16 protein-coding genes are annotated in these 15,306 nt (G+C 60.8%); 5 read left to right on the top strand and 11 right to left on the bottom strand.

Annotated features, from left to right (window positions below):
- Window positions 1-2: 2 nt before the first annotated feature.
- From E4T63_RS01050 to E4T63_RS01035, 4 genes are all read right to left on the bottom strand, one after another.
- Window positions 3-1,226, bottom strand: coding sequence for a type II toxin-antitoxin system HipA family toxin (locus E4T63_RS01050; RefSeq protein WP_135294720.1), 1,224 nt, complete (start codon window positions 1,224-1,226; stop codon window positions 3-5).
- Window positions 1,219-1,467 carry a helix-turn-helix domain-containing protein gene (locus E4T63_RS01045; RefSeq protein ID WP_103368632.1) on the bottom strand — a complete coding sequence of 83 codons (249 nt, stop codon included), beginning with the start codon at window positions 1,465-1,467 and terminating at the stop codon, window positions 1,219-1,221. Before E4T63_RS01045 ends, E4T63_RS01050 begins: the two co-directional genes overlap by 8 nt.
- A 113-nt stretch (window positions 1,468-1,580) precedes the next feature.
- Window positions 1,581-2,969 (bottom strand): heavy metal sensor histidine kinase, encoded by a 1,389-nt coding sequence (locus E4T63_RS01040; RefSeq protein ID WP_135294719.1) that lies wholly within the window; start codon window positions 2,967-2,969, stop codon window positions 1,581-1,583.
- Window positions 2,959-3,639 carry a heavy metal response regulator transcription factor gene (locus tag E4T63_RS01035; protein ID WP_027611153.1) on the bottom strand — a complete coding sequence of 227 codons (681 nt, stop codon included), beginning with the start codon at window positions 3,637-3,639 and terminating at the stop codon, window positions 2,959-2,961. Before E4T63_RS01035 ends, E4T63_RS01040 begins: the two co-directional genes overlap by 11 nt.
- Before the next feature lie 136 nt (window positions 3,640-3,775).
- On the opposite strand from E4T63_RS01035, the gene E4T63_RS01030 reads away from it, so the two are divergent.
- Window positions 3,776-4,261, top strand: a complete 486-nt coding sequence (locus tag E4T63_RS01030; protein ID WP_135294718.1) for a GlcG/HbpS family heme-binding protein — start codon at window positions 3,776-3,778, stop codon at window positions 4,259-4,261.
- 11 nt (window positions 4,262-4,272) lie between these two features.
- On the top strand, window positions 4,273-4,683 hold the full coding sequence (gene uraH / locus E4T63_RS01025) for a hydroxyisourate hydrolase (RefSeq protein WP_097086822.1): 411 nt from the start codon (window positions 4,273-4,275) through the stop codon (window positions 4,681-4,683).
- A gap of 171 nt (window positions 4,684-4,854) precedes the next feature.
- Here the strand turns inward: uraH and E4T63_RS01020 are convergent, their stop codons facing one another.
- Complete coding sequence (locus E4T63_RS01020; RefSeq protein WP_134785156.1) at window positions 4,855-5,532, bottom strand: Crp/Fnr family transcriptional regulator; 678 nt, start codon at window positions 5,530-5,532, stop codon at window positions 4,855-4,857.
- A gap of 82 nt (window positions 5,533-5,614) precedes the next feature.
- On the opposite strand from E4T63_RS01020, the gene E4T63_RS01015 reads away from it, so the two are divergent.
- On the top strand, window positions 5,615-6,139 hold the full coding sequence (locus tag E4T63_RS01015; protein ID WP_098966608.1) for a DUF962 domain-containing protein: 525 nt from the start codon (window positions 5,615-5,617) through the stop codon (window positions 6,137-6,139).
- 81 nt (window positions 6,140-6,220) lie between these two features.
- On the opposite strand, the gene E4T63_RS01010 is transcribed toward E4T63_RS01015, so the two are convergent.
- The 6 genes from E4T63_RS01010 to dibA all read right to left on the bottom strand — a co-directional run bounded on the left by E4T63_RS01010 (window position 6,221) and on the right by dibA (window position 12,722).
- The gene (locus E4T63_RS01010; protein WP_098966606.1) at window positions 6,221-7,210 is read right to left on the bottom strand and encodes a sulfate/molybdate ABC transporter ATP-binding protein; all 990 of its coding nucleotides are present in this window, start codon (window positions 7,208-7,210) and stop codon (window positions 6,221-6,223) included.
- Window positions 7,211-7,213: 3 nt separating this feature from the next.
- Window positions 7,214-8,086, bottom strand: coding sequence for a sulfate ABC transporter permease subunit CysW (gene cysW, locus E4T63_RS01005; RefSeq protein WP_003220512.1), 873 nt, complete (start codon window positions 8,084-8,086; stop codon window positions 7,214-7,216).
- A gap of 13 nt (window positions 8,087-8,099) precedes the next feature.
- The gene (gene cysT / locus E4T63_RS01000; protein WP_027611147.1) at window positions 8,100-8,918 is read right to left on the bottom strand and encodes a sulfate ABC transporter permease subunit CysT; all 819 of its coding nucleotides are present in this window, start codon (window positions 8,916-8,918) and stop codon (window positions 8,100-8,102) included.
- A gap of 242 nt (window positions 8,919-9,160) precedes the next feature.
- A complete protein-coding gene (locus tag E4T63_RS00995) occupies window positions 9,161-10,174 on the bottom strand; it encodes a sulfate ABC transporter substrate-binding protein (RefSeq protein ID WP_135294717.1) in 1,014 nt (337 codons plus the stop codon).
- A 137-nt stretch (window positions 10,175-10,311) separates the two neighbouring features.
- Complete coding sequence (oscA, locus tag E4T63_RS00990; protein WP_003220508.1) at window positions 10,312-10,494, bottom strand: sulfur starvation response protein OscA; 183 nt, start codon at window positions 10,492-10,494, stop codon at window positions 10,312-10,314.
- A gap of 308 nt (window positions 10,495-10,802) precedes the next feature.
- Window positions 10,803-12,722, bottom strand: a complete 1,920-nt coding sequence (gene dibA, locus E4T63_RS00985; RefSeq protein WP_135294716.1) for a phosphodiesterase DibA — start codon at window positions 12,720-12,722, stop codon at window positions 10,803-10,805.
- Window positions 12,723-12,868: 146 nt separating this feature from the next.
- Here dibA and desA point away from each other — a divergent pair, with 146 nt between their 5' ends.
- Window positions 12,869-14,053 carry a delta-9 fatty acid desaturase DesA gene (desA, locus tag E4T63_RS00980; RefSeq protein ID WP_135294715.1) on the top strand — a complete coding sequence of 395 codons (1,185 nt, stop codon included), beginning with the start codon at window positions 12,869-12,871 and terminating at the stop codon, window positions 14,051-14,053.
- A gap of 247 nt (window positions 14,054-14,300) precedes the next feature.
- The gene (locus tag E4T63_RS00975) at window positions 14,301-15,290 is read left to right on the top strand and encodes a GGDEF domain-containing protein (RefSeq protein WP_135294714.1); all 990 of its coding nucleotides are present in this window, start codon (window positions 14,301-14,303) and stop codon (window positions 15,288-15,290) included.
- Window positions 15,291-15,306 lie beyond the last annotated feature (16 nt).

The raw sequence follows: 15,306 nt of genomic DNA, 5'->3' as shown, positions 1-15,306 counted from the left end.
CATCAGCCCTTGATCAAGCTGCGTTGCAGGCCGGAAGTCCACTGTTCGATCATCGCCTCGCCTACTTCGGCAAAATCGGGGTACTTGCGGCTGTGTCTGGCCATTTCCTCGATCGCCATCTGCATGCCGTGAGCCACTTGTTGCAGTAATTCGTTGCAACGCGCCTCGGTCAGGTTGCATGCCGTACGACCGAACCGCACCAGCATCTTGTACTTGGGCCAGGCTTTTGAACCGCCCAGCAGCAGCGCCATGCTGTCGCTCTTGATATAAACCGACGTTGTGATGATGTCGTACGCCGGCGCGAGCCTGACGGATGACTGCTCTGCACAATCTTCGTAAAGCACGCCGAAGTTCTTCAGATGCGCATCACCGTTTTTCAGCCCTGCAGACAACGCGACAATCTTGAAAAACGCTTCCAAGGCAGAGCCCAGCAACTGCGGCGAAACAAATGCCTTGATCTGCCGCGCGGCACCTTCATAGGAACCGTCGTATTTGGCTTTCGACGGCCACCCGTTCAGTACACAGAAATCCTCGAAACCGAGGTACCCCGAATCGCTCAGGTCAAAACGCTCGACCACCAGAAATTTGCCGCGCTCGCTGAGCTCGAATGTTGGCACTTCGAGGCCGCAGTGCTGCGCCGCCCGCATACAGAAATACTCATTGGTTGCCAGCTGCGGATACTCTTCGGCGCGAAAGGCCTTGACCAGATGAGTCGCGCCCCGATGGGTCAGGCGATCAATCGCGGCGGCGCTGTCACGCACCAGCACTTTGGGCTGCACGCCTGACACTCCGGAATACTGACCATAGGTCTGTAACAGGTCTTCGAACAGCCCCTGAGCACCATCGTGCACCAGCAGATCGCTGAGGGATGTTGCCGGAGGCTGATCAGTCGCCGGTGCGCTGGCAATTGCCAGACGGCCGAGCTGATGGGGGCCGACGATAGCCAACAAAGCAAAATCATCGAAGCCACGCACGGCTTTACTGAAGCGCCGCATCAACTCCTCACGCAGCGCGCCTTCGGGCAAGTTCATCTCGAAGACAGGGTGGATGCCATGTTCCCAGCCATAGCTGTCCAGGCGAGTGGGCATCGTCAGCGATACCGCATTGTCAGCGCTGGCGTCTTCGCGGTAACTGAACACGCTGTCGTCGCGAATCTGCCCGCGCCCCAGCGTCCCGACCACCTGCTCACCTACACGGATTTGCAACCTGTCCGGCGTTTCAGTCATGGAAATTCACTTTTTGCAGAGCGTCGAGGGTTGGGCGATTGGACTTCCGGGGAACGGCAACCAGCTCGTAACCGAAGCCGTTGAGTATCGCCTCAACCTTGCGCAGGCCGATTTCGGAGACCGTGTTGTTTTCGATCCCCGAGATGGTGGCGCGGCTCATGCCATATTGTTGAGCCAGTGCCTGCTGGGAGAGTTTGCGCGCCTTACGCAAACTTCTGATCACTTCGCCGATCTGTTCCATTGCGCAAACCTGCACTGTTTACGATGCATTTATAGATAAATCAATGAAATGCATCACATGTGATGCACTAGTCACCAAACTCTAGCTGAGTTTCAGAATACTTGCACGGCGCATCATTGGCTCAGGACAAAACCCAACTCAAACACTGTGCCACTCGCATCACTGCTCACCCTGACCTGCCCGCCATGCAACAGCATGATCGACTGCACGATCGCCAGCCCCAGCCCACCGGAATCCCCAGGCTGCGCCCGTGAAGGGTCGACGCGATAGAAGCGGTCGAACAGTTTGCCCAGATGTTCTGGCGCGATGACCGGGCCGTGGTTGTGTACCTGTAACCAGCACACGCCCGGCTCATCGTGGCGGCGCAGGCTGATCAGCGTGCTTTCATCGGCATGGCGCACCGCGTTGGCCAACAGATTACCGAGCGCGCGTTGCAGCAGTTGCTGGTCGGCCAGCAGTTCGCCGTGCAGCGCATTTTCCAGACGGATATTGCGGTCGTCCGCCAGCGCTTCGAAGTAATCGCACAATTCATTGCCGACCTCGTGCAATTCCAGCGTGCGCAAGTCGAGCGCACGCTCCGCCTGTTCGGCGCGGGCGAGGAACATCAGGTTCTCGGCCATGCGTTTGAGGCGTTCGAATTCTTCCATGTTCGACGCCAGCAATTCCTGATACTCCGCCGTGCTGCGCGGGTGATTCAGCGCCTGGCCGTTGCTGGCGAGCAAGGTGTGCAGCGGTGTGCGGATCTCGTGAGCCAGATCGGCAGAAAACTGCGACAGCCGCTGCACGCTGTCGTCCAGCCGCGCGAGCATGCCGTTGATCGCCTGCACCGGTTCGAGCAGTTCGGCGGGGGTGCCACTGGCGGGCAGACGCTGGTCGAGGCTGCGCAGATCAATGCCGCGCACCGCAGCGCTTAACTGGCGCAACGGTTGCAGACCACGGCGCAGCAAAACCAGGCCCAGCGCGAACGCCAGCAACGCGCCAAGCCCGACGGCCAGGTACAGGCGCAAGCGATAACTGGCGAGCATCTGTTCACGCTCAGTAAGCACCTTGCCGGCGATCACGGTGAGCGGTTCGCCGTTCGGCCCTTGGGCTTCACCGGACAACAGCGCCAGCTCGGCGCCGTCCGGCGCTTGCCAGGTCAGCACATCGCGACGCTGCGGCGTTTGCTCACGTGCGATTGCGTTCAATGGCGGCAGCTCGCGCTGACGCGGGTTGATCGCAATCACGTTCGAGCCATCGGCGCGCCGTACCAACAGCAGGCTGTCGAGGTTACCGAGCATGTTCTGATAGAGACGTGGCCGCGCCTGCAAGGCGCCGAGGCTGTCACTGTCGGCGAGCAAGGCGCGCACCTGCTCCAGACGGCCGAGCAACGCGAGGTCGTCGCGGTAGGCGATTTCCGAGTCGAGCGAGCGGTAGAGAAACACACCGATCGCACTCAACACCAACGCGCAAACCACAGCGAACGCCAGCGCCAGACGCCAGGCGATCGACCTAGACCGCATCGTCGGGCGCCTCCAGCTGATAGCCGACCCCGCGCACGGTATGGATCAGTTTCGGCATGTACGGGTCATCGACCTTGGCCCGCAAACGCCGCACCGCCACTTCGACCATGTTGGTGTCGCTGTCGAAATTCAGGTTCCACACCTGCGAGGCGATCAGCGTGCGCGACAGCACTTCGCCCTGACGGCTGGCGAGCAATTGCAGCAAGGCAAATTCCTTGTTGGTCAGGGCAATGCGCTGACCGCCGCGACTGACCCGACGCCGTAGCACGTCGATTTCCAGGTCGGCGATGCTGTAGGACTCGGCCTCGCGCAGCGGCCCGCGCCGCAGCAACGTGCGCACCCGCGCGAGCAATTCGGCGAAGGCGAAGGGTTTGAGCAGGTAATCATCGGCGCCCAGTTCGAGGCCGCGCACGCGGTCTTCGATGGCGTCCTTGGCGGTGAGGAACAGCACCGGCGTGGCGCCGCGCTGGCGGATCAGTTGCAGCAGCTGCCAGCCATTAAGGCCCGGCAGCATCACGTCGAGGATGATCAGGTCATATTCCTGCTGCTCGATGAAATAGCGCCCATCGAGACCATTGAGCGCCACGTCCACGGCAAAACCCGACTCGCCCAGGCCCTTGGCCAGGAAATTCGCGGTTTTGGCTTCATCTTCTACGACCAGCAAACGCATGGCACACCTCGATTGATCAGGCACACAGGCTAGGCGCCTTCGGCGGCGTTGCCCATTACAAACTTGTAATCCGACTGTCGGGGTTCTGACGAAGAGCGGCGGCTAAGGTGATGTCCTTCGCTTTCGGAGCCTGTTCATGACCGTCAAATACCTTGCAGCCAGCCTTGCCCTCGGCCTCAGCGTCAGTGTTTTCGCCGCCCCTGAACTGCCGCGCCACGCTGACCTCGATCTGAAAACCGCACGCCTGCTGGCCGACACCGCGTTGAGCAATTGCACCGCCACGGTATCGGTGCTCGACCGTGGCGGCAACTTGCTGGTAACCCTGCGCGGCGACGGCATCGGCCCGCACAACACCGCTGCCAGCCAGCGCAAGGCCTACACCGCGCTGTCGACGAAAACCCCGACCCGGCTGTTCGCCGAGCGCGCCCGCAGCAATCCGGAAACCGCCAACCTCAACACCCTCGATGAGCTGCTGTTGCTCGGCGGCGGGATCCCGTTATTCGCCGCTGATGAACTGGTCGGCGCCATGGGCGTGGCCGGCTCCGGCGGCGGCGAGCAAGACGAAAGCTGTGCGATCAAGGCCGCCGAAAACGCCGGCCTGACCTTCACCCGTTCCCAATAAGGAGACTGACCATGACTACCCTGCGCATGACCTTCGCCGCACTCGGCCTGAGTGCCTTCTCCAGCCTGGCGCTGGCCGCCGGCAACCCGCTGAGCGTGCACGTGCTCAACCTGGAAAACGGCCTGCCCTCGCCGGGCGTCAACGTGACCCTGGAAAAACACGTCGGCCAGAACTGGCAGCCACTGGCCCAAGGCACCACCAACGAGCAGGGACGCATCGCCGAACTGTTCCCGGCCAAACAGCCTTTCGAGGCAGGCGAATACCGGGTGGTGTTCAAGACCGGCGAGTATTTCGAGAAGAACAAGCGCGAGACGTTTTTCCCGGAGATTCCGGTGATTTTCCAAGTGAAGCAGACTGACCAGCACTACCACATCCCGTTGCTGCTCAGCCCTTACGGGTTCTCGACCTATCGCGGCTCGTAAGCCACACATGTTTCCCCTGTAGGAATGAGCCTTGTGGTGAGGGGATTTATCCCCGATCGACTGCGTAGCAGTCGCCGGACTTCATCACAGGTTGGGGGCGGCTGCGCCCCCCATCGGGGATAAATCCCCTCACCACAGAGGCCCACTCCAGCAATGGATCGGTGTGAAATTTTAGAGTGTGGCGAGAGCGCGCAATCGCTTGGCATCGAGAATCTCGATCTCGCCATACCCCAACCCGATAATCCCCTGCCCTTGCAGATCCTTGAGGATCTGGTTGGTGGTCTGCCGTGACAGCGACAGCATCGACGCCAGCTGCTCCTGCGGCAGTTGCAGGACCCGGCGTGGCGCATCGATTTCGCCGTAGCCCTCGGCGATCATCAGCAAGCGATGGGCCAGGCGTGCCGGAGCCGGCAGCAGGCTCAACTGTTCGAGATTGATGAAGGTCAGGCGCAGTTTGTGGCTCATCAGCAATGCCAGATGGCGCCAGTACACCGGCTGTTCGTCGAGGATTTTCAGCAGCGTGGCCTGCGGGATATTCAGCAGGGTGCACGACCCGACCGCATACGCATCATGAGTGCGTGGCTGGCCGTCGAACAGGCAGATTTCGCCGAACCAGTGCGGCGCCTCCACCAGGCTCAGCAACGCCTCCTTGCCCTGCTCGCTCACCGCGCCGATTCGGATCGCGCCGTCGAGCACCGCGTACAGGCCGCAGGGCGGATCGCCGCGCTGGAACAGGCGCTGCCCCGCCGTCAGCCGCCGCTCCCGAGCCGCCGCCAGCAGACTATCCTGAAAGGATGCCGGCAGATGACTGAACCATTGCCCGGTCAGCAGCCGTGAACGCTTATCCATGATCACTCCCAATTGTCGCCTGCCTGACAGAGCGAACGCCGAACCCGAGACATGCTGCACGCACCCTACAGGAGGAACAACAATGAAAAGCCTCGTCGACCATCTCAGTCAATACGCCGCCTACCACCGCGACCCGCGCAACATCGCCAGCCACTTTATCGGCATTCCGCTGATCGTGGTGGCGGTGGCGGTGTTGCTGTCGCGACCAGAATGGTCACTGGGCGGCTTGTGGATCTCTCCGGCGGTGCTGCTGGCGCTGGCGTCGGCGTGGTTTTACCTGCGCCTGGAACTGAAGCTGGGCGTTCTGATGACGCTGTTGATGGGCCTGTCGGTCTGGGCCGGGCATGCGCTGGCGCAGCAGAGCACCATGGTCTGGCTGAGCAGCGGGCTGGCGATGTTTGTGATTGGCTGGGTGATCCAGTTTGTCGGGCACCACTACGAGGGGCGCAAACCGGCGTTTGTCGATGACGTGAGCGGGCTGATTGTCGGGCCGCTGTTTGTGGTGGCCGAAGTGGCGTTCCTGCTCGGCATGCGCCATGAGTTGAAAGAGCAGATCGAGGCGCGGGCGGGGGTGGTGCGGGTCAATCCGAATCGTGCGGCTGTATAGGCCGCTTTCGCGAGCAAGCCCGCTCCCACAATGGAATGCGTTCCAAAGGTGGGAGCGGGCTTGCTCGCGAAGCTTTTGACTTTAGAGGCCGGCGACTTTCTGCCAGACCTTCGGCTTGAAGAACAGCGTTTCACCCTTGGCCAGTCCGATCAGGCTGTCGTGATCCTTCACCACTTCCGCCTCGATCAGATCGGTCTGCCCCTCCACCTTCAACGTCACCCGCGTGGTCGCGCCCAATGGGCGAATATCACGCACTTCAGCGGCGTGGTGATCTTCCAGTTCATGCCTGGACAACGACACTTCGTGCGGACGGAACAGCACATGGTTGTCATCGCTGAGCAGCAAGCGGTTCGAGTCGCCGAGGAAGTGATAAACGAAATCGCTGGCCGGGTTTTCGTAGACGTCGCCCGGTGAGCCGATCTGCTCGATCACGCCCTTGTTCATCACCACGATGCGGTCGGCGACTTCCATCGCTTCTTCCTGGTCGTGGGTCACGAACACCGAGGTCAGGTTGATGTCTTCGTGCAGGCGCGCGAGCCAGCGGCGCAGCTCTTTACGCACCTTGGCGTCGAGAGCGCCGAACGGCTCGTCGAGCAGCAGCACTTTCGGTTCCACCGCCAAGGCACGGGCCAAGGCGATACGCTGACGCTGACCGCCGGAGAGTTGCTCCGGGTAGCGATCCGACAGCCAGTCCAGCTGCACCATGTTCAGCAGTTCGTGGACCTTGGTCGCGATCTGGCTTTCGCTCGGGCGCTGGTTTTTCGGTTTCATGCGCAGGCCGAACGCGACGTTGTCGAACACCGTCATGTGGCGGAACAAGGCGTAGTGCTGGAACACGAAACCGACGTTGCGATCACGCACGTCGTGGCCGGAGACGTCTTCGCCGTGAAACACGATGTTGCCCTGATCCGGGGTCTCCAGGCCGGCGATGATCCGCAGCAGCGTAGTCTTGCCGCAGCCGGACGGGCCGAGCAGCGCCACCAGTTCACCGCTGTGGATGTCCAGACTGATGTTGTCCAGCGCCTTGAACGCATTGAAATTCTTGCTGACGTTACGCACTTCGATCGACATGAATTATTCCTCCGCGGCGCTGGCGCGCAGGCGGTTGATACGGTTTTCGCTCCACTGCTTGAGCAGCAGGATAAAGAGCGCCAGGATCAGCAACAGGCTCGCCACGGCGAACGCGGCCACGTGGTTGTATTCGTTGTAGAGGATCTCGACGTGCAACGGCAAGGTGTTGGTCACCCCGCGAATGTGCCCGGAAACCACCGACACCGCACCGAACTCACCCATGGCCCGCGCGGTACACAGCACCACGCCATAGATCAGGCCCCACTTGATGTTGGGGACGGTGACATGCCAGAACATCTGCCAGCCATTGGCGCCGAGCAGGCGTGCGGCTTCTTCTTCCTGCGTGCCTTGTTCCTGCATCAGCGGAATCAGCTCACGGGCTACGAACGGCACGGTGACGAAGATCGTCGCCAGCACGATGCCCGGCAGGGCGAAGACGATCTGGATGTCGTGATCCTGCAGCCATGGCCCGAACAGGCCCTGGGCGCCGAACATCAACACGTAGACCAGACCGGCGATCACCGGCGATACCGAGAACGGCAGGTCGATCAGCGTCACCAGCATGCTCTTGCCACGGAACGAATATTTGCTCACACACCACGCGGCGCTGACCCCGAACACCAGGTTCAGCGGCACCGAAATCAGCACGGCGATCACCGTGAGTTTCAGCGCCGACAAGGCGTCCGGTTCAAAAATCGCCGTGAAGAACGCACCGAGGCCGTTCTTCAGACCCTGCGACACCACGATGAACAGCGGCAGTACCAGAAACAGGAAAAAGATCAGCCAGCCGAGACCGATCAGCACGCGTCGCGAAGTAGCACTGCCACGCCGCGCAGCGTTGGCCGAGGACGCGGCCGCAATAGACGATTGGGACATGGTTCGCGCCTCCTTATGGGGTTTCGATGCGCCGCTGCAACAGGTTGATCAGCAGCAACAGGACGAAGGAAACCACCAGCATCAGCACGCCAATGGAAGTGGCGCCGGTGTAATCGTATTGGTCGAGTTTGACCATGATCAGCAGCGGCAGGATCTCGGTTTTCATCGGCATGTTGCCGGCGATGAAAATCACCGAACCGTACTCGCCGACGCCACGGGCGAACGCCAGGGCAAAACCGGTCAGCCAGGCGGGCAATAGTGCTGGCAGCAGAATGTGGCGGAACACCTGCAAAGGTTTCGCGCCGAGGCAGGCCGCAGCTTCTTCGACTTCACGGGGGATGTCGGCCAATACCGGCTGCACCGTGCGCACCACGAACGGCAGGGTGACGAAAGTCAGCGCCAGGGTGATGCCCAGCGGCGTGTAGGCAATCTTGAAACCGAGGTCGGCGGCAAACTGGCCGACCAGACCGGTCGGGGTGTACAGCGCGGTCAGGGCGATACCGGCCACCGCCGTCGGCAGGGCGAACGGCAGGTCGATCATCGCGTCGATCACCTTGCGCCCGGGGAAGGTGTAGCGCACCAGCACCCAGGCCAGCAGCGTACCGATGATGCCGTTGATGATCGCCGCACACAGCGCGGTACCGAAGCTCAGCTTCAACGCTGCCAGCACGCGTGGCGCGGTGATGATCGTCCAGAACTGATCCCAGGTGAGTTGGGCGGCGTGGACGAACATCGCCGCCAGCGGGATAAGCACAATCAGGCTGAGGTACACCAAGGTGTAGCCCAGCGTCAGCCCGAAGCCGGGTATGACGGGGGAGATACGACGCGACATAAAAGTCCTTGGTTAAAAAGCATTCCGCTGAACGCACCAATGTGGGAGCAAGCCCTGTGGTGAGGGGATTTATCCCCGACCGACTGCGAAGCAGTCGCAAAACCAGAGTTCGCGGTAGATTTGATTCACCGCAAAGGTCGGCATTGGGGCTGCTGCGCAACCCATCGGGGATGAATCCCCTCACCACAAAAGCTCACTCCCACATCTCAAGTGCCTAAACTTCAGGCTCATTGTGGAGCAGATTACTGCGCCTGATAGATCTGGTCGAACACGCCACCGTCGTTGAAGAATTTCGGCTGCGCGGATTTCCAACCGCCGAAGTCCTTGTCGATGGTCACCAGCTCCAGTTTCGGGAACTGCTGGGCGTACTTCGCCGCCACGTCCTTGTCGCGCGGGCGGTAGAAGTTCTTCGCGGCGATCTCCTGACCGGCCGGGCTGTACAGGTGCTTCAAGTAGGCTTCGGCGATCTGCTCGTTGCCCTTCTTCTCGGCGTTCTTGTCGACCACCGCCACCGGTGGCTCGGCAAGGATCGACAGCGAAGGCACAACGATGTCGAACTTGTCGGCGCCGCCGTCTTCTTTCAGCGCCAGGAACGCTTCGTTTTCCCAGGCCAGCAACACGTCTCCCTGACCGTTGTTGACGAAGGTGATGGTCGAGCCGCGAGCACCGGTGTCCAATACCGGCACGTGCTTGAACAGGGTCTGTACGTATTCTTTGGCTTTTTCTTCGCTGCCGCCGTTGGCTTTCAGGCCATAGGCCCACGCGGCGAGGAAGTTCCAGCGTGCACCACCGGAGGTTTTCGGGTTCGGGGTGATCACCGAAACGTCGTTCTTGACCAGGTCGCCCCAGTCCTTGATGCCTTTCGGGTTGCCCTTGCGCACCAGGAACACGATGGTTGAGGTGTACGGGGTGCTGGCGTCCGGCAGACGCTTCTGCCAGTCGGCCGGCAGGGTCTTGCCGAGCTTGGCGATTTCGTCGATGTCGCCGGCCAGGGCCAGGGTCACGACGTCGGCACGCAGACCGTCGATCACCGCCCGGCCCTGCTTGCCCGAACCGCCGTGAGATTGCTGGATTTTCACGGTGTCGCCGGCATGATCCTTCTGCCAGAACTTGATGAATTCGGCGTTGAAGTCCTGATACAGCTCGCGCGTCGGGTCGTACGACACATTGAGCAGTTCGTAATCCTTGGCAACCGCGGAACCGGCAAACACAGCACTGGCCAGCGCGGCCAAAGCGTAACGGCGAATCGACGACATGGTGAAAGCTCCTGGAATTCTTGGTGGTGGCTTTTTCTTATGTGTTGCTGGAATCGGGTTGCTCATTCAAAGATCGCCGCCTGCGCCAGCGCTTGCGCACAGCCCCCTGCAAAAGCTGGCGCAGGCTGCGATCTTTTTCAGCTCGGCTTGTTACCCGGCTGCTGCAAACGGAATTTCTCTTTGCGTTCGATCTGCACGACCTGGGCGTTGTGCACAGTGATCTCCACCGCGCCAAACCGCAGATCGCGCAGGGCGCTCTGGATTTCACGCAAGATGGTGGTTTCGTCCTGACCGTCAACGCTGCGAAGGGATGCGCTCATGGTGCTGCTCCTTTGAATGGGATGTGCCTGGCAGTGGGCGGCACTGCGTTCGGCGTGGGAGCAATATAAGAGAGGCGCAGATATTCTTAAAAAGACTATTTAAGAATGTTTATATAACTAGAAAACATTATCTGACGGGGCAAGGGTTTGCGCGGTGTTCCCCGAGTTTGAAGCCTGTATGAAACCTTGTGGTGAGGGGATTCATCCCCGATGGACTGCGTAGCAGTCCCTGTTTTTTAGGGCCGCTGCGCGACCCATCGGGGATAAATCCCCTCACCACAGGTTTTGTGTCAGCCATAACAGGACTGCTAACCGATAACAGGAGCTCTGGTCCAATCAATCTCCCCCGCCGGCACCGGCCGCCCAAACCAGTACCCCTGCCCCAGATCACATTCCTGCTCCAGCAGAAACGCCGCCTGCTCGGCCTGCTCGATCCCTTCGGCATGCACCTGCATGCCCATGCTGCGTGCCAGGGCGACGATCACCCGAACGATGGCTGCGTCATCCTCGTCCCACGGCAGACCGGCGACAAAACCCTGATCGATCTTGAGCTTCTGCACCGGCAAGCGCTTGAGCCGCAACAACGACGAGTACCCGGTGCCAAAGTCATCGATGGCCAGGCGAATGCCCAATTCACGCAAGCGATGCATCTGCTCCAGCGCCACTTCCGGGTCATCCATCACCGCGCTTTCGGTGACTTCCAGCTCCAGATACGCCGGATCCAGCCCGGTCTCGTGCAGCACCTGCGCCACCTGCTGATACAGCTCACGCCGGGCAAACAGGCGCGACGACACATTCACCGCGACAAACGACAACACAATCCCGGCCTGCTGCCATTGACACATCTGCGAACACGCCTGACGCATCACCCAGGCGTCGATTTCGGCGATCAGCCCGGTGCGCTCGGCAATCGGGATGAATTCCGCCGGTGACACCAGACCACGCTGCGGATGCTCCCAGCGCACCAGCGCTTCGACGCCGATCAGGCGACTGCTGTGCAAATCGTGAACCGGTTGGTAGTAAACCCGCAGTTCCTGCTGCTCCAGCGCGCGTCGCAGTTCGAAGGCGATTTCGACCCGCTGCTGCGCATGCGCGGTCAGCTCTTCGGTGTACAACGCATAACCGTTGCGGCCGCTACTCTTGGCCTTGAACAGCGCCGCGTCAGCGTTGCGCAATAACTGATCGGCACTCAACGCATCACTGGGGAACAGGCTGATACCGATACTGGCGTTGATGAACAGCTCATGCCGGTCGATGCCGAACGGCTCCTTCAGCGCATCGAGAATGCGCTGGGCCAGGGCCGCCGCTTGAACCAGTTGTGGACAACTTTCCGCCAGCACCGCGAATTCGTCACCGCCAAGCCGCGCCAGGGTGATCCCGGGGCCGAACAGCTCGTGCAGGCGCGCTGCCACCGCTTTGAGCAGGCGATCGCCGACGTTGTGCCCGAGGCTATCGTTGATCATCTTGAAGTGATCAAGGTCGATCATCAGCAGCGCGCAGCCGCGCTTGTGGATCTGCGCCGACGCCAGCGCCTGCTCGGCGCGGTCGCTGAACAACAGGCGATTGGGCAGGTCGGTCAGCGGGTCGTGGTGGGCGAGGTGCTTGAGTTCGTGTTCGGAGTGCTTGATCGCACTGATGTCGGAAAACACCGCCACGTAGTGACTGAGCCGGCCCTGATCATCGTGAATCACGCGGATGGTCTGCCACTGTGGATAAATCTCGCCGCTCTTGCGCCGGTTCCAGATCTCCCCGCTCCACTCGCCCTCGCTCTCCAGCGTGGCGAACATTGCCTGATAGAAGCCCGGCGGATGGTGGCCGGACTTGAACAGGCTCGGCTGATGCCCGAGGACTTCTTCGCGCTGATAGCCAGTGATCTCCATGAACGCGCGGTTGACGTGCACGATCAGGCCCTGACGGTTGGTCACCAGCACCCCTTCTCGAGTGCAATCGAACACCGCTGCCGCCTGACGCAGGCGCTCACGATCGGCCTGGCGCTCACGCAACCGCGCGCCGATGCCGAGAAACTCACACAAGCGCACGCGGGCGAGAAAAATCAGCCCGGCACTGAGCGCCGCCCAGACGTAACCGTTGATCAGTTGCCAGCGCAGTTGATCGACGGACTCATCGAAGAAATTGTTTAATAAATAACCAGTACCTTGCAGCCAGACGGCGGCAAGCACGAGATAGAGCAGCGCTGCACGCAAGGCATCGCGATAAGTGGCAGACATTCGGCTGTCCATGTCCCTACAAAAAGGTTGGAATTATAGGTCAAGAAACATCCAGCGACTCTTATCTGAAAGGGCGACTGGTTTTATCTGTGTGCTTGGTGATAATGCAACGGCTGTTTTTATCTTTATCGAGGGCCCTATAGCCTATGTGGTACGAAGGTTTTCTTGGCTTGTCGGCCTGGTCTCTGGTCGCGGTCACCCTGCTGATGACCCACGTGACAATTGTCGCCGTCACGGTCTATCTGCACCGTTATTCGGCCCACCGTTCGCTTGAGCTGAACGCTGGTCTGAAACACTTTTTCCGCTTCTGGCTGTGGCTGACCACGGCGCAGAACACCCGCGAGTGGACCGCCATCCACCGCAAACACCACGCCAAATGCGAAACCGAAGATGACCCGCACAGCCCGGTCGTCAAGGGTCTGTCCACCGTGCTGCGCAAAGGCGCCGAGCTGTATCGCGCCGAAGCCGAGAACCCCGAGACCCTGCGCATCTACGGCAAGAACTGCCCCGAAGACTGGATCGAGCGCAACGTCTACAGCCGCTACCCGCTGCTGGGCGTCGCCATCATGGGCGTCATCGACCTGCTGCTGTTCGGCACCATCGGCATCACCATCTGGGCGATCCAGATGATGTGGATCCCGGTCTGGGCCGCCGGCGTGGTCAACGGTCTGGGCCATGCCATCGGCTACCGCAACTTCGAATGCCGCGACGCGGCGACCAATCTCGTGCCGTGGGGCATCCTGATCGGTGGCGAAGAACTGCACAATAACCATCACACCTACCCCAACTCGGCCAAGCTGTCGGTGAAGAAGTGGGAGTTCGACCTCGGCTGGGCGTGGATCAAGGTCTTCAGCTTCTTCAGACTGGCCAAGGTGCAGCGCGTGGCACCAATCGCCCACCGCGTCGAAGGCAAGGGCAATCTGGACATGGACACCGCCATGGCGATCCTCAACAACCGCTTCCAGATCATGGCCCAGTACCGCAAATTGGTGATCGGCCCACTGGTCAAGCAGGAGCTGGACAAGGTCGATCATTCGGTACGCCATCAATTCCACCGGGCCAAACGCCTGCTGTCGCGGGAAACCAGCCTGCTGGAAGACCGTCATCACTTGCGCATCCAGAACATGCTCGAGCACAGCCAGGCGCTGAAGGTCATTTACGAAAAACGCCTGGCCCTGCAGCAGATCTGGGTCAAGACCAGCGCCAATGGCCACGACATGCTCGCCGCCATCAAGGAATGGGTGCACGAGGCCGAAGCCAGCGGCATCCAGTCCCTGCGTGAATTTGCCGACCAGCTGAAAACCTACTCGCTGCGCCCCGCCGCAGCCTGACCGCCATGAACGAATCCCCTGTGGCGAGGGGATTCATCCCCGATCGGTAGCGCAGCTACCGCAAATTTGTCGACGCGTTCTCATTGCTGAAACGCGTCATCTCTACCGCCCGGCGGGAGCAGGCTCCCTCTCTACAAAAGCGCGGAACTTAGCACCGAAAGCCCTATCTCAAAGACACTTCGCCACCCCGGCGGGCTGTACTGTGGCCGTTGTCGAAATTGCGGCACACCTTTTGAGAAATGTGCCGATGGTCAACAACAATCAAAAAGACTCATCCCTTGCGCAGTGGCCCGAGGCCGCGCAAACCCTGATGGCGCTGATGCACGCTCAAGGCGAAGTCGCCCGGCTGAGCGAGCGCGAACAACTGTTCAGTTCATTACTGGTGAGCGTCAACGCGGTGCTCTGGGCGTTCAATTGGGAAACCCGTCAGGTGCTGTATGTCAGCCCTGCCTACGAGCGGATTTTCGGTCGCTCCGCAGGCCTGTTGCTGGCCGACTACAACCAGTGGCGCGACAGCATCTACCCCGACGACCTGGATTACGCCGAACGCAGTCTTGCCGAAGTGCTGCACAAGGGCGCGGTGGAAGACCGCGAGTACCGGATCATCGCCGCCGACGGTCAGGTGCGCTGGCTCAGCGACAAATGCTTCATCAACCGTCAGGACGAACCCGGGCAACCGGTGATCATCGTCGGCATCGCCGAAGACATCACCGACAAGAAGCACATGGAAACCGAACTGCATCGCCTGGCGACCACCGACGTACTGACCCAGAGCAGCAACCGCCGACACTTCTTCGAATGCGCCAACCGCGAGTTCGAAGAGGCACGCCTGCAAGGTGCACCACTGGCCTTCCTGCTGCTGGACATCGATGATTTCAAGCTGATCAACGACAGCTACGGCCACCCGGCGGGTGACAACGTGCTGCAACGGATTGCCGAATGCGGGCGCGCTTCGTTACGCCGGGGTGATTTGTTCGGACGTATCGGCGGCGAGGAGTTCGCTGCGGTGTTTCCCGGTTGCGCACCGGACATGGCGCTGCAAGTGGCCGAGCGGCTGCAGCAGGAGATTCAGCGCCTGAGTTTCAACCACGAGGGGCAGACATTCGGCATCACCGTCAGCCAGGGCCTGACCAGCCTCAGGGATGGCGACGACAGTCTCGAGAGCCTGTTCGCCAGAGCGGATGCGGCCATGTACGAGGCAAAACGGCAGGGCAAGAACCGGATCATTTCTGCCTGATCCAGAATTTCAGCAA

Source organism: Pseudomonas fluorescens (assembly GCF_004683905.1).
GTDB classification, from domain to species: domain Bacteria; phylum Pseudomonadota; class Gammaproteobacteria; order Pseudomonadales; family Pseudomonadaceae; genus Aquipseudomonas; species Aquipseudomonas putida_A.
The sequence above is the reverse complement of the archived record's forward strand: the minus strand, read 5'-3'. Positions and strand labels throughout refer to the sequence as shown.